14 protein-coding genes are annotated in these 12978 nt (G+C 47.0%); all 14 read right to left on the bottom strand.

What is annotated here, in order from left to right; translation table 11 throughout:
* Positions 1–88 precede the first annotated feature (88 nt).
* Entirely contained in the window at positions 89–544 is a 456-nt protein-coding gene (locus ACLIN2_RS29885) for a hypothetical protein (RefSeq protein ID WP_411502957.1), read from the bottom strand.
* A gap of 37 nt (positions 545–581) precedes the next feature.
* Complete coding sequence (locus ACLIN2_RS29880) at positions 582–1085, bottom strand: hypothetical protein (protein WP_301170443.1); 504 nt, start codon at positions 1083–1085, stop codon at positions 582–584.
* A 256-nt stretch (positions 1086–1341) separates the two neighbouring features.
* Positions 1342–1674 carry a hypothetical protein gene (locus ACLIN2_RS29875; RefSeq protein WP_301170442.1) on the bottom strand — a complete coding sequence of 111 codons (333 nt, stop codon included), beginning with the start codon at positions 1672–1674 and terminating at the stop codon, positions 1342–1344.
* On the bottom strand, positions 1671–2531 hold the full coding sequence (locus ACLIN2_RS29870; protein ID WP_301170441.1) for an N-acetylmuramoyl-L-alanine amidase: 861 nt from the start codon (positions 2529–2531) through the stop codon (positions 1671–1673). The genes ACLIN2_RS29875 and ACLIN2_RS29870 overlap by 4 nt, the downstream gene beginning before the upstream one ends.
* 1 nt (position 2532) lies before the next feature.
* Positions 2533–2994: a phage holin family protein gene (locus tag ACLIN2_RS29865; protein ID WP_301170440.1), complete on the bottom strand. Its 462-nt coding sequence runs from the start codon at positions 2992–2994 to the stop codon at positions 2533–2535.
* 58 nt (positions 2995–3052) lie between these two features.
* Positions 3053–4159, bottom strand: a complete 1107-nt coding sequence (locus tag ACLIN2_RS29860) for a siphovirus ReqiPepy6 Gp37-like family protein (protein ID WP_301170439.1) — start codon at positions 4157–4159, stop codon at positions 3053–3055.
* A gap of 70 nt (positions 4160–4229) precedes the next feature.
* Positions 4230–4451: a hypothetical protein gene (locus tag ACLIN2_RS29855; protein ID WP_122922014.1), complete on the bottom strand. Its 222-nt coding sequence runs from the start codon at positions 4449–4451 to the stop codon at positions 4230–4232.
* A 29-nt stretch (positions 4452–4480) separates the two neighbouring features.
* Positions 4481–4816, bottom strand: a complete 336-nt coding sequence (locus ACLIN2_RS29850; RefSeq protein ID WP_122922015.1) for a hypothetical protein — start codon at positions 4814–4816, stop codon at positions 4481–4483.
* 11 nt (positions 4817–4827) lie between these two features.
* Positions 4828–6291, bottom strand: coding sequence for a hypothetical protein (locus ACLIN2_RS29845; protein WP_122922016.1), 1464 nt, complete (start codon positions 6289–6291; stop codon positions 4828–4830).
* Positions 6292–6306: 15 nt separating this feature from the next.
* The gene (locus ACLIN2_RS29840; RefSeq protein ID WP_122922017.1) at positions 6307–7893 is read right to left on the bottom strand and encodes a hypothetical protein; all 1587 of its coding nucleotides are present in this window, start codon (positions 7891–7893) and stop codon (positions 6307–6309) included.
* Positions 7894–8223: a hypothetical protein gene (locus ACLIN2_RS29835; RefSeq protein ID WP_122922018.1), complete on the bottom strand. Its 330-nt coding sequence runs from the start codon at positions 8221–8223 to the stop codon at positions 7894–7896.
* Between the two features lie 21 nt (positions 8224–8244).
* Positions 8245–8892 (bottom strand): hypothetical protein, encoded by a 648-nt coding sequence (locus tag ACLIN2_RS29830; protein ID WP_301170438.1) that lies wholly within the window; start codon positions 8890–8892, stop codon positions 8245–8247.
* A 2-nt stretch (positions 8893–8894) separates the two neighbouring features.
* Positions 8895–9749, bottom strand: coding sequence for a phage tail family protein (locus tag ACLIN2_RS29825; RefSeq protein ID WP_122922020.1), 855 nt, complete (start codon positions 9747–9749; stop codon positions 8895–8897).
* A complete protein-coding gene (locus ACLIN2_RS29820) occupies positions 9750–12869 on the bottom strand; it encodes a phage tail tape measure protein (RefSeq protein WP_301170437.1) in 3120 nt (1039 codons plus the stop codon).
* Positions 12870–12978 lie beyond the last annotated feature (109 nt).

The raw sequence follows: 12978 nt of genomic DNA, 5'->3' as shown, positions 1-12978 counted from the left end.
TCCGAACAGAACTTATGTTCGTATTATATGCGAACAACTAGCGAACATGCAAATAAAAAAGCCCCACTTTTAGGTGGAGCCCTGATTATTACTCTTGCGATAAGAAGTTAAATTTGTCATTCGAAATGTCAGTTAAATGATAAGGGAAATTGTGCTTTTTCATTATTGGGAGAATTGCTGGGAGGATATTCTGCCCCAAACCAACATCTCTTGGGTCGATATTCGCAATTTCATACTCTATTATCCAGTGACAATCCATTTTGTTTTCCAGGAAACCCGAAGCGATGATATGAAGTTCCTCTTTTACTTCTGTATCAAGCTCTGCCTCAGAAATAATTATTACTTTGATAAAGTTAGATCTCCCGAACTCTTCTTCATCCTCATCAATCCCGATCAAAAACGGAAAATCTTGCAAAACACTTGGACGCTTAAAATCTAAAAAAAGCATGTGGCATACCTTCTCGCCGTTGTAACCCTTTCTAATTAGAAAAAATTCTACATCTCTTAATTTTAGCTCTCGGGTAAGCCTAAGAGTATCCTTCATATATCCTCCTTATTTTTCTGGAACAGTTATAGTTCCTTTATATGGCCAAAATAAAGTCTAGCCACTTTCCACTTCGCAAAGACCAGATTTCATATCCTAATGCTCCTGCAACGATTCCTGCAGCAATATAAAGATCACTTGAATTATAAAGGTTTAGTTTTTTCTTAACAATTTGTTGTTTAGCTTCTTCAAGTTTTTTCTGTTTTTTTGCTCCTTCTTTGTACAGTTTTCCTTCCCGTACTTGCTTAGCTAATTTTTTTGATAGGCAATCATCCAATTTTTGTCCATGGCTCTTAGTTCCATCGCATGACTCTGCAGCTATCTCTTTATTGCCATCGTAAACATGAACATGCCATTTTGCTTCCCCATGAGACGTAGGTGCATCCAATCGAACCCTAATACCTTTTCCTAGGTCCTCCCATTCTCCTGCGCCCATTTTTTGCATTACAGGGTTCTGTACTTCCTTTGCGAACCCAACAGCAGAAAACATACTAAGCAAAACACTCAAAGCTAAGAACAAAGCAAGACTCTTCTTAAACATTAGTTACCTCCTATTTTTTTGCTAATAAATTAAATTAAATTCCATTAATTCAATTTATTAGGAATATGGAGGTATTTTACATGTAAAATTTGGTATTTGTAAACTCTATTATTTTATATGCAACTTATGATAGAATGGTAAATTTAGTAATTTGATGGTATTTTGTGGTAAACGGAAGTGAACGCTTTCTAAATTCATTTGTCCTCCAAACTGAAAGACCCCATCCAGAGTACTCCTCCAGACAGGGCGAGGGATATCACACTTGCTTATTTTCGTCTCCGAGTGTTCGTATAGTCCTCTCACGCATAAACCGATACATTCTTGTAACCAACCAAGCCCATGTTGCCTTCCCACCAATGAGGTGAAATCCATTGCGTATCCTTGCTGGAAGGAATTCAAATCGGTCAATTAGTTCCTGTTCTTTCGTGAACAGATAGGTTTCAATATGCGGATACTTACTCTCTATGTGGGCCATGAATTCGTACACGCGAGGGAAGAAGTCGGCCGCCATGATCATACCAACAAAAAGGAGCAGAGCGAAAAACGCGCCCCACTCCTGAACAAACCATATCATTTGCTCCAGTATCATCTGCAGAAACATCCTTTCGATAGCTTCACTGTTTTATTTTCCTGGTCCCATTCCACCTGCAAGTCGAGTGCTGCAGCCACCTCTCGGGCAGGAGCATACGACACACCGTCCTTGATGGTTTCCGTCAAGTCATGTCCATTGACTGTCACTTGCTTGGTAGCAATATGATAAACAGGTGCTACTCCAAGCGCTTCTGATATGGACCGAACAGGCAAATGGGATACCTTGTCCTGGAGATAGCCTTGCGCTGGCAGACGCACGCCATTGATCACGATAGAGACCTTCTCCACAGGTTTATTCTCAGGTTGTGGATTAACCTTGAGCAGACACTGTACATCTTCTTTGAACTTTTCCCATGCTTGAGTAGCTGTCAGGCCGGTGTATTTACGTGCAAAATCGTCAGCGACAAAGTAGGCCGGGCAGTTCTTTCCGGTAATATCAAAGTGCCTCCACAGGCGATCCACGCCCCATTCGTACCGCTTCAAGATGTCAGTCGCAAGCTCGAGCGTATTCTGGTACATCTTCTTGAAGTCGCCATCTGAGTTGACGCACATCTCGATGCCGATCGTGCAGTTATTCGGGTAAGTGCTCAGTCTATTTAGCGCGTCAGGCTTGTACGATTTCGCGCCGACATGATAGCCCATTTCGTTTTCTGGAAGGCATCGCACGATCTGTTTATTATCAACACAGTAATGAGCGCTTGCTTCCGTTGTCGGGTTGTTGAAGTAATTCCGGTTGGCTGCGGCATTAGCACCCTTGTTCTCGTTGGCAGTCCAATGAATCACAAGCCCTTTGGGGGTGATCCTCGTACCAGGACGAGCTGTTTTGTTGGATATGAGCATATCGATGATCTGCACGTTACTCCTCCCCTTTCTGTTTCATAGATCGATCAGCCTTTGCTTTGATCTCTGAGCTGACAAAATCGATCACTGACTTCGGGACGTACCAGCCAGCTCGATGAGCATTTGCCGTCATACTGTTCCAGGTGTGATAGATTAAACCGAAGGTTACGCCATAGAACAGGAAGCCAGGCGTGCCCATTACCCGATCCAACAGATTAGCGAACGCAGGGAAAGCGATAATGAAAAGTGTCCGTGGGATCCGCCTTAGCCCGTAATCGGATGAGTAGGTTTCGTCTTTCTTTGATGCTGCAATCCCTGTTCCCCAGTCTGCAGCGATAAACAGAAGCATTACAGTCAAGATATCAACACGGTCGGGTCCATATAAATATCGGAACAGCGGAGTTAGTGCCAGCCCAATAGAGGCAGCGATAGCATTTGCTGGTGTCCAGAGATTTTCTAGGCTTTGTAGGAATTTCATCTCCCCTGTTTCCTCCTTTGAAAAATAAAAGAGATCTCGCAGTAATTTGAGGTCATTGTCATCTGCGGATCTCCGCGCTGATCTGGCTTAGTTCCTGCTTTACACGCGAGATCAGTGTAGGGAAGGAGCTGCCGAATGTGGCTTCCAGCGTAAAGCCGCTAGGCTCATATACTTCTTTGACCTCTGTTATCCGGGCATCCAAGGTGACGCCCCAGTCCTTATTGCGGATTGTCACGATGTCGCCCAAGTCGTAGTCCTCGCCATATCTGAACGGCCCTGTCGTCATGATCTGACCTTCTAGGAGCAAATCAGCTTGCATTTCATAAAGCTTCTGCTGTCCGCGATCGTAGAGAGAAGCTGTTTCCGGTAAATCCCTAGCGTCGATGAATACCTCTTTTCGATCCAGCCCGGAGGCTTCCCCCACCTCCACAATATCGCGCAGCTCACCCTCCCCCTGACCGGCCACAATAGCTACATTCCGATAATTGACCTCACTGTCTACAAAATGCTGCGTTTTAATCGATTCAAATTCTGGGCTGAAAATCACAGGAGGGTTAGCCGATTGACCAACCGTTAGGTCTCTGCCATCGTATACTTCAAAAACGTAGTTCCGCAGGGATAAGTCCAGGGCGACACCCCATCCAAGGCCGCTGGCGAGTGACAGCTTCTCAAGCTCGTCAGCGAGAGGTGCGTACCGGGTTTGCCAAGTGATCACGCTGCCCCTGCCCTGTTCTGCCTCGTTTACCATCTGCTCAATTGCCCGTTTAGGATCTTCGGGAGCGATCGCGTTCTCAAGCACATAATGCTTCATGACTGTCTCAGCTGGCGCTCGGATTGAGTCGTAAGCCTGTCCAACCGGAGGAAAAGTGATTCTGCGTGCCAAGACCTCTCCCAATGACTGCCCGACGATCTTCCAGACCTCCCCTTGCTTTCCGCTTTCATCGAGCGTGATTTCTCGATGCTTGATCACGCCAATGTTTTGTGCTCCGCGCCCGAGGATTACCAGGTTATCTTTTTGGAGAGAATCTACATTCCGTTTATGCCGGTTGATGTGGATCTCAAACTCTCCTGGTCGGTGCCACCGGCGAATAAACATCAAAGATTCGTAGTCATCTATTTCCCCCAAGATGGTAAGGTCAGGCGACAGAATTCGGATCGGATTCAAGGCTGCTCACTCCTTTCTAGGAGGGCCACCGCCCTCCCGAGGCATAAAAAAATAACGCTACCTTGCTGCGTTATACGTTCGTGCGCTTTTCCATTGTGGCGTTGTACTCTTCCTGTGTGATCCAGCCCTGCATGAGCGAGTTATCGATCAAGCTTTCCGTGTAATTGTCTGCGGCAAACTGCATAACGGGTTGCTGGTAGACCGGATCCAGTTCCGGCAGCTGCCGGGAGCCGTTGAGATAAACTGCGTTGGAATAGAAGCTGACCATATACGGTTTGAATGTTTGTGCCATCGTGGAACACTCCTTTGATTTTGAATTGTTTATTGCAACATGGAGAGTATGTCCTCCATGAAAGCAAGCTGATCATCGTTCATCCGTTTCACAATGCGTTGAAGATTCGCTATTTCTTCCCGCACACTTTTCATCTGTTCTTCTACGGTAGTAGGCGGGACGTAGTCAGGGTTTAAAATAAACCCTTCCTCATCGCTGTACAGATACTCCATCGGTTTTACTTGTGGAGGGATGTCAGCTATCTCATAGATCTTCGCGTTGGGATCTCCGAAAATCGTGTTATTCCCAATGTAGATACCGCCGGACACGATCTCTGCGATTTCTGTGATCGCCACCACCACGCCGTTTTGAACAACTACTTTCATTCTCTCACCCCCTAGAACAAAGTCTTTTCCATGAAGATTGTTGTCGGCGTGATCGCCGTCCCTACCAGCGTCCCTTGTACATCTATACTGATGTCGCCGTTCTCGTCGTAATAATACCGCCTTCCTACTTCCAATCCAGAAAAGCCGCCGCAAGCCCCGTCTAACGTGACCAGACTCTGTGATCTAGCCACGCCAATCGGCATATTCTTGAAAGCGTCGACGTCCAGCTGCTTCAAATAGGACGTGTATGGCGATCCACTAGAATACGCCAGAAATATTTCGTTCTCTTCCGTCTGGATCAAAGATACGTAAGATAACTGTTGCCCCAAACCAATCTTGAGTGTCCGTTGGAATTTGTAAGGCGAAGGAATGATGTTTGTTGAATCTGGATAGACATTTTTCACAGATATGTCAATCCTGCATTCATTCGGACTTGATTCGTTCGACAGCATGTACGCCCATTTTTCATGACGGTCCTTGAAGTAAAGAACCGCTTTCCGTCCAGCTGGTGCTGGCTGCGTGAACCTGCCCAAATAGTCGATTTTGTTTGTGGCTGGATCAGTTAGTTTGTACACATCGAAATAATATTTATGTGTACCGCTGTTGTTCTCCCATACATCGACGTGAAGGTAATCGTCCCAGAATACAGCTGAATCCCATTGATAGTTATAGTTCACGTTGTAAATTGATCCAGCGCTGTTCAGTGGAGTCATGAATGCAATTGTGACGGCGCCACTCTCGTCGTATGTGATGTTTGCGTATCCAACCACTGGATAGTTATGGGTGCTAGTCGGCTGGTATATTCCCCAGACGGCAACTTTCCCTTCATCGATCACCCGAATAGCACCAGCCCGTCCAGGGCTTCCGGCGATATTGGATGCGACCGCAGAATCTAAAACGTCGGAGTTCTTGTCGTAAGTCACCGTGAACAGGCGAAGTGTCGTGCCGCCCCTGCACACTCCAGCGAAGTAAATTTTGTCTTCCGTTTCCTTCAACTTCGCCATTTTTTCGAACACAGTGATCAGCGATGCGTTCTGTTTGGCACTGCAAGTCACTGCATACCCATTGATCGTGACGACACCCATCAACAGGGCACTTGTGCTTTTTTCATTCAGGAAGACCAAAACTTTCGAAGCAGAAATCTTATGGAAAGTGATGTTCCAATTATAGTACCAAGTCGAAGCTACATCTGTTTTCTTCAAATAAGTTCCGTCCGGCTGCTTCTCCCACAGAATGAATCGTACTGGCGTATTGGCTTCGTCGTAGTTGACATAGCTTTGCAGATACAGCGTATCTGTCAGTTTCAATACCTTCGTCGCTTCAATATTCACCATCCTGACAGACGCGATGACTCCTACGTCCTTCGGATTGTTCAAATTGCTATCAAACGGAAGGTTTGCGATCTTTCCGTTCGGCTTCAGCTGCACGACCTTCTGTGTCTGGATCGCGCTGTCTGCCTGGTACGACATATCCATGACTGCTCCCCCTCCCTAGTAATCTTGCGGAATTACCTCGTTGTTGATGATCCCTGGAATCAGGAGTGTATCAGCTGATATAGACGTTCCGACAAGAACCGCCCCGTCCGTATAGGACAAGTCGCCGAACTCATTACAGTAGTATGTCTGTCCACATGCCAGGTTCAGCCCCTTCAGAACGCCTTTCAACTGGATCGTGACACTTCCAGAAGAAGCATCATGTGTTGCCAACCCGACAGGCATCGACCCCCTTGCTGATATATCGACCATCTTGATATTTTCGCCACCGGTGATGTTATGACAGAAGAACAGATGGAATTTATCTATCCCAAAAGGAACGATGTCAGGTCTGACTTCTGTCGCGTTGTTGATCGTGTAGTCGAACTGTTTGATCAGCTTCACTTCTGGCGTACCGTCAGAACGTCTGTTCAGCTGGAAGAATGCCGCCCTCGTCCCTCTTATAGATCCAGTCGTCGGTACTTCTGCACCCACAAGCAAAAACGTGTTATAGCTGATTTTGGCTAACCTGTGAACTGACATAAAATTGCTATCGCCGTCGTTTACTCCGTAAGGAAGGGGATAGGTAGCGCGACTACCTGCGTCCAACGTCAGCGTCCCTGTTATTTCGTCGTAAGTGACGTACATATAGTAGGCGTAATAGTTTCCGTACGCTTGATGGTAGATACTCTTTAGGATCAGGAATTTATTCTTTGCATAAGGCAAAAGCAAAACTTCTCTTTGTGTGTACCCTGAACTGTTGGATGAACCTAGTTGCTGTCTGCTCTTGACCACCGTTATTTTGTCGGTCGCTGGGTTGTAGTCAAAAACATTCCAGGTCGTGATCAGCGATTCGTTCGTCACAAGCAAGTATCTGTTTTTGGATAGCCTTATGCCTGCTACCCCAGTCTTGACGTTTGCGTCAATTCCAGCTATCGGCGTCGTTGGTACGTCGATAGCGTTGGTAGTTAAATTGAACGAAACGACCGTGTACAAGACTCCTGCATTCCCAGCACCGCGATTGTAAAAAATCATGTACTTGACGATATCGGGAGAAACGGAGACTTTTTCTACCCAGAAGTTATCCTTCCCATAGTTCGTACCCGTTTCAATCGCACGACTAGCAACCAGGCTGATCACTTTCGTCGCCATGTCTACATTGACAACGTAGGCTGACAAAAGTCCATTCGTGAATATCACAAACTTTCCGTTTGGCAGCTTGTCGATAAATAAGTCGTGTGTGTAGCCGTAAGCAGATACGAACGACAGCGCTGTGTTCGTTGGTGTTTTGATCGACCCATCTGCGTTATGTTCAACCAGCAAGACTTCTATTGAAGAGGGCGGCATAACATACGCCAAAAGCGTGAAGGTCTCGTCGATCTTGTACGCTTTAATGGCGTAACTAGGCTCTTTCGTGATAACATCTGAAATTGCTCCTTGTAAAATCGCTTCTCTCTTCGTCTTTCTGACGTACCCCTTCGTCACTTCGCAAACATCGCCCAACTTGACCGCTTCCCCCGGCAACAAGGGAAGTGTCTGCTTGAGGTTTTCGATGTTCATGCTGCTGGCGAACGACGAAAAACCGCTGAATCTATTGAATCCCATTTATTCCATCTCCATTCCTGAAATATAGCAGTTCAGGACGCTTGCGGTATTACACCAAAGATGGACTGTGTCGCCAGCTTCCAGATTTAATACATCGCCATCGATCGCAGGAATCTTCCCGACCACTTCCATGCCGCTTAGAAGTTCGTGTTCAACACCTTTTGCCGTGTTCTTTGGCACAACTGCAAAACTAAATTCAACACTGGCAGCTGATCTGTTGTTTAGCCAGATTCCTCGTATTGTTGTAGCCACTGATACGGTAAAGGTATTCGTTGCAGCTGGATTGCCTGATACGATTCCTTGAAATAATCGTCTTGTTCTCCCTACCATTCCAATCAACTCTCCTTTCCTTTAGCCCCCGAAGTAGAAAGCGATTTTCTTGCTATCTTGATAGGCAACCTCGCTGTATTTTGCTTTTGCCTGACTGTACCATGAGAGCCAATCTGCATTTATTAGGTCTTTCATTGCTACCCAATCCTGCCACATGTCATCGGTCGGAATCGTGATTAGCGAGGATACCAACCCGCACACACTCTGATTTAACCGTTCGTCAGTCACTTGCGACTGTTCGATGAAAGACTTCCCGGCAATCACCCGCACTTGTGCCAGCGATATTTCGTGTACGGTTTGCGTGCGAGTTAAGCCAGGCGGAACTGGTACCGCAGCCGGTACCCCTTGCTTCACCTCTGCTGTGATCACTCTCTCGTTAAAGTCCAAGCGAACAACCACCCGGTCTATGCGGTCGTTTGTTGGATCGGCATTTGCGATCGTCAGGTACTTGGCTCCATTCGCAATTTTGTACATATAGCCCAAGAGAAAAGCGTACCCCTCTTCAACCAAAACCTGCATGTTTGTACCGGTACCAAAGACGCGCAGCCGGTCATCCGTGTGGAATACACCGCTGGTCAAAAACAGATTGAAGTATTCGGCAAACTCAGAGGCGCGGTACTCGCGCTGATCCTCGTCTGTCGAATCGAAAAAACGATAATACTCAGCCATGCCTACACCCCCAAGTAGCGTTGCTTCCAGATGATCTTGACCTTTACGTTCGTGGCCCCATCATCCGTGCTGTACTGAATTTTGTTGTCACCCTTCTTCATTTGCCAGAAGGTAGAGTCCAGATCGATGTAGTGGAAAGCGTTTTGTACGTTCCCGTCCCCATCGTCAATCTCCACACGCTTGTTACCGAAAGCAGTCGTGATGATTAACGTCTCGTTTGCCTTGATCTCCCGATTAACGCGAATGAATTCGCCAGTTGTCAGGTTAGTCACTTTCGGATTCTGGCAAGCTCCGCTGAACTGAATCTCAATCGGTGATTCGACGTCTCCAGCATTCTTGAACACGAGCTTGCTTCCCCGCATGGAGAACATGGTGCCCAGTCGTAAAGGAAACTGCATGCCACCCACAAAGTCGGACATTTCATACTCTCTTGCCTTCTCGTCCAACCAGAACGGTTCTGGACAGATGAGTGTCAGCAGGAACTTTTGAAACGGGCTGTTCTGTCGGTCCGGTAGAGTCGGTGACATATCCGGGATCGCTTGGATCACTTTCACACCACCGTCATACTCATATCGCAACGTGCCAGGACCAAGCTTGGGATTGAGCACCGAAATGAGCTTCTTACGGCGACTTGTTCGCTCTAACAGATCTGTGGCGACGATTGCCCCTTCGATGCTTACAGTTCTAACGTCCAGCAGACTATCAATGAAAGTACGGCCATCTTGAAAGGGTGACTTTTGCATCTGAATGTCTGCGTCAACGGCCCCGGTGCCTTCAAGTTTTGTAACCAGAAAAGGGCGAGTGTTGCCTAAAATGACACTCTCGCCTCTTGTATTTGTAAACGTCAATTTCCGCATTTACATCCCCCATTCCAGTGCCAGTTGGCGAGACACCTGCAAGTTCTTTCTCGCTGTTTCGGCAGGTGTCAAAGGCGTAGGACTATTGAATGTGTTGGTTTGGTTAATGGTTGGTTTCATAAACGTTGCCATTGCCTTGGCAAGAGCATTGTAATCGATCGCCTGGGCACCAACTTTTGGGATATCGTAGTTCGGAATAACCTGGGAACCTCTCGGTAAATGAAGCAATTCCGGACCGTTTTCCCCAACCCATGTAAGCCCGGATTTTGTCACCGTACCGCCAGTTGCTAGCCCAGGTGCTGATCCACCGCCACCCGCACCACTCATACTGGAATCGCCAGTGTTGTTGCCCCCACTTCCAGATGAACCCCCTCCAGAAAGCGCGCCTCTAATCTGGCTGACGAGACCATCGATCCAGCCCTTTAACTGTTTCCACAGCCATGACGTTTTGCTTTTGATTCCGTCCCAGAGGCTAATGACAAAATCCTCACCGGCTTCAATGAAGTCATCTGTAAACTCCTTGATCTCAGTGATCGTATCGTTCATGTAGGTAATGAAGTCGCTTTTGATCTGCTTCATGCCATTAACAACTGCTTCTTTGGCGGCACTAAGACCTTCCGTAAAAAACCATTTGATTTTATCCCACGCTTCAGAAAGAAAGGTCTTGATCGCATTCCAGACAGTAACCGTTGTTGTTTTGATTGCATTCCAAGTCGTTGTCACAAGTGTTTGTATGCCTGCCCAAACCGTGGAGAGGAACGTCCTGATCCCGTTCCATACCGTTTCTGTCAGAGACTTAATTGTCGTCCAAGCCAACGTTACATAGCCTTTGATCGCTTCCAATGCCCCGGAGAAGATGAGCTTGATTCCTTCCCATATTTGAGCAAAAGCTGCCTGCAGGTTTGTCCAAATTAGCTGTGCATCCACGACCAGTTGCGTAAAATTACCCGTGACCAAATCGTAGATCAGTAGGACAGCACCTAAGAATACATTCTTGATAGCTTCCCAAACGCCACTGAAATACAGTTTGACCCCTTCCCAAATCAACATCAGACCATCCTTCATGCTATTGAAAATGGTCATGGCTGCCGTTACAAAAGGAGTAACGATCGCCATGATGGTGGAAACAATCAAGTCCCATCCAGTGTTTGCAGCCTGCTTTACACTATCCCAAAGGGATGACAGGTACGTTTTAATTTCATCCCAATGCTGCTGGATCAATAACGGAATTCCTATAAAAGGTGCGATGACAGCGAGGATTACGACTCCCCATTCCGCAAAAAAGGATTGGAGCCATCCCCAGAATGAGGTAAAAAACTCCTTGATTCCGTCCCAAGCAGAAACCAGCGAAGTGACAATGCCATTCCAGAGATCGATGAAAAATTGGCTGATCGGTTCCCAATTGTCGTATATGAGGTAAACAGCTGCTCCTAATGCTGCAATCGCACCAATGGCTATACCTACTGGACCCGTTAGGATTGCCATTACACCACCTGCGGCTGCAATTGCCCCTGAAACTGCTGAGAAGGCAGTAATGATGGATCCAATGGATGTGACAAGGGATCCAAGCAGCATGAGGACGGGTCCAATAGCTGCCACAATTCCTCCGAAAACGACAATTGCTGTTTGCATTCCGGGGCTTAAATTAGAAAACCATTTTGAAACACTAGCTAGAGCCGCTGATAATTTAGGCATCCATTGTTCCGCCATGTTGAGCAAGACTTTTCCCAAAGGCTCCATGGATTGCTGAATCTCACGGAAGAACTTCGTCATTTTGGTTCCAAAATTATCTTGAATGGCGTTCCCGGCCTTCTTCGTTGCTCCTTCGATTTCCCCTAATTGATCCACTGACGTGTTCATGGCTAGGATTACTTTGCTTCGTACATCCTCCCACTGCGTACCAAAGAGGGCCACACCAGCCTGATTCTGCTTGAGTGGATCCTCCATAGATGCGAGTGCTGCGATGGTTGCCTGGAAGGCTGCATTTGCTTCCGATCCGCCCGATGCGATGGCTTTGCCCATTTGGTCGGCATTCAAACCAATGGCAGCAAACCCTTCAGCTGTGGTTTTGCTGCCATCTTGTGCGCGAATATTGAACTCTTTGACACTGTCCCCGATTTTATCAAGGTTCCAGGCCCCACTCTCAGCTCCTGCGATGAGGATCGCGAGCATTTCGTCTGCGCTTTTTCCCATCGAGGCGAATTGCGGACCGTACTCGCGAAGAGTATCTAGCAGTTCGCCTGAATAGTCGCCGCCCTTTTGGAATCCTACGGTGATCAGATCCATTGCCTTTGATCCATCAATGTTGAAGTTCTTCATCAGCACGCTGGCGGTACGAACAGACTCATTTACATCTGCATCAAATGTCTTTTGAAGGATTATCGCATCTTCTGCAAGGCTTTTGACCTCACCCTCATTTAGACCTTTGATCTGTTGCTTCACTTTGATAATCGCATTGTTTACTTCTTCCAAGCTGTCACCAAAACCAGCGGACCAAACTTCTTTCGCCAATCCCCCTAGTGCTTCTGCCTCTTCTGCAGTGGCTCCTAGGGCAGCCTTTATCTTACTAGCCGATCCCTCCATGTCTGACGCTACCTTACCAGCCATCAGCGAAAGTGATGTAAGTGGCACTGTCAAACCAGTAGACATGGAATCTCCCGCTGATTTCATGCTCTCCCCGGCTGTCTTTAGCTTTTCTCCTGCTTGGCTCAAGGACTGACTCAGTCGTCCCCATATCATAGATTGCTGCTGCAGTTCGCCGTTCACTTGGTTTAGATTCTGCTGCAAGAGTTGATAATCGCGGATCATGTTATTGAGGCGGACTTCCATCTGCTGAGCTTCGCGTGAGTCAGCTCCTCTGGTACGAACCAATTCTTGATACTGGCTGTTGAGTAGTCCGATTTTTTGCCCTTGAAGAGTAAGTTGATTGTTCAACGCATCGGATTCCATTTGTAGACGTGTACCTGCATCTGCAACTTCATCTAATCCTGCTGCAGAACGCTCGAATTGGCTCTGTGCTACTTTCATCTGTCGATCCAGTGCGGCCATGCTACTGTTTAAACCAGCGTCTTCTAGGCCCAACCTGACAACCAGTTCACCGACTTCATTACTTTCTGCCATCTACTCACCTCCTACAGAAAGCCGACTTCATCGATCGCTACCGATTTCTGGGCCTTCTCTTTATTCGCAAAACGAACAATCTCCAAATAAAAAAGGATGTCCATGCCGT

Origin of the sequence: Brevibacillus centrosporus, from assembly GCF_046622605.1 — a bacterium.
Lineage (GTDB): Bacteria > Bacillota > Bacilli > Brevibacillales > Brevibacillaceae > Brevibacillus > Brevibacillus centrosporus.
This window is presented reverse-complemented; position numbering and strand designations above follow the sequence as displayed.

Bases quoted from the DNA above. Each gene is read 5' to 3' on its own strand.
- ACLIN2_RS29850 (WP_122922015.1), bottom strand. From the start codon at position 4,816: ATGAAAGTAGTTGTTCAAAACGGCGTGGTGGTGGCGATCACAGAAATC.
- ACLIN2_RS29830 (WP_301170438.1), bottom strand. From the start codon at position 8,892: ATGGCTGAGTATTATCGTTTTTTCGATTCGACAGACGAGGATCAGCGC.
- ACLIN2_RS29880 (WP_301170443.1), bottom strand. From the start codon at position 1,085: ATGTTTAAGAAGAGTCTTGCTTTGTTCTTAGCTTTGAGTGTTTTGCTT.
- ACLIN2_RS29865 (WP_301170440.1), bottom strand. From the start codon at position 2,994: ATGAAATTCCTACAAAGCCTAGAAAATCTCTGGACACCAGCAAATGCT.
- ACLIN2_RS29845 (WP_122922016.1), bottom strand. From the start codon at position 6,291: ATGGATATGTCGTACCAGGCAGACAGCGCGATCCAGACACAGAAGGTC.
- ACLIN2_RS29855 (WP_122922014.1), bottom strand. From the start codon at position 4,451: ATGGCACAAACATTCAAACCGTATATGGTCAGCTTCTATTCCAACGCA.
- ACLIN2_RS29835 (WP_122922018.1), bottom strand. From the start codon at position 8,223: ATGGTAGGGAGAACAAGACGATTATTTCAAGGAATCGTATCAGGCAAT.
- ACLIN2_RS29820 (WP_301170437.1), bottom strand. From the start codon at position 12,869: ATGGCAGAAAGTAATGAAGTCGGTGAACTGGTTGTCAGGTTGGGCCTA.
- ACLIN2_RS29885 (WP_411502957.1), bottom strand. From the start codon at position 544: ATGAAGGATACTCTTAGGCTTACCCGAGAGCTAAAATTAAGAGATGTA.
- ACLIN2_RS29875 (WP_301170442.1), bottom strand. From the start codon at position 1,674: ATGATACTGGAGCAAATGATATGGTTTGTTCAGGAGTGGGGCGCGTTT.
- ACLIN2_RS29825 (WP_122922020.1), bottom strand. From the start codon at position 9,749: ATGCGGAAATTGACGTTTACAAATACAAGAGGCGAGAGTGTCATTTTA.
- ACLIN2_RS29840 (WP_122922017.1), bottom strand. From the start codon at position 7,893: ATGGGATTCAATAGATTCAGCGGTTTTTCGTCGTTCGCCAGCAGCATG.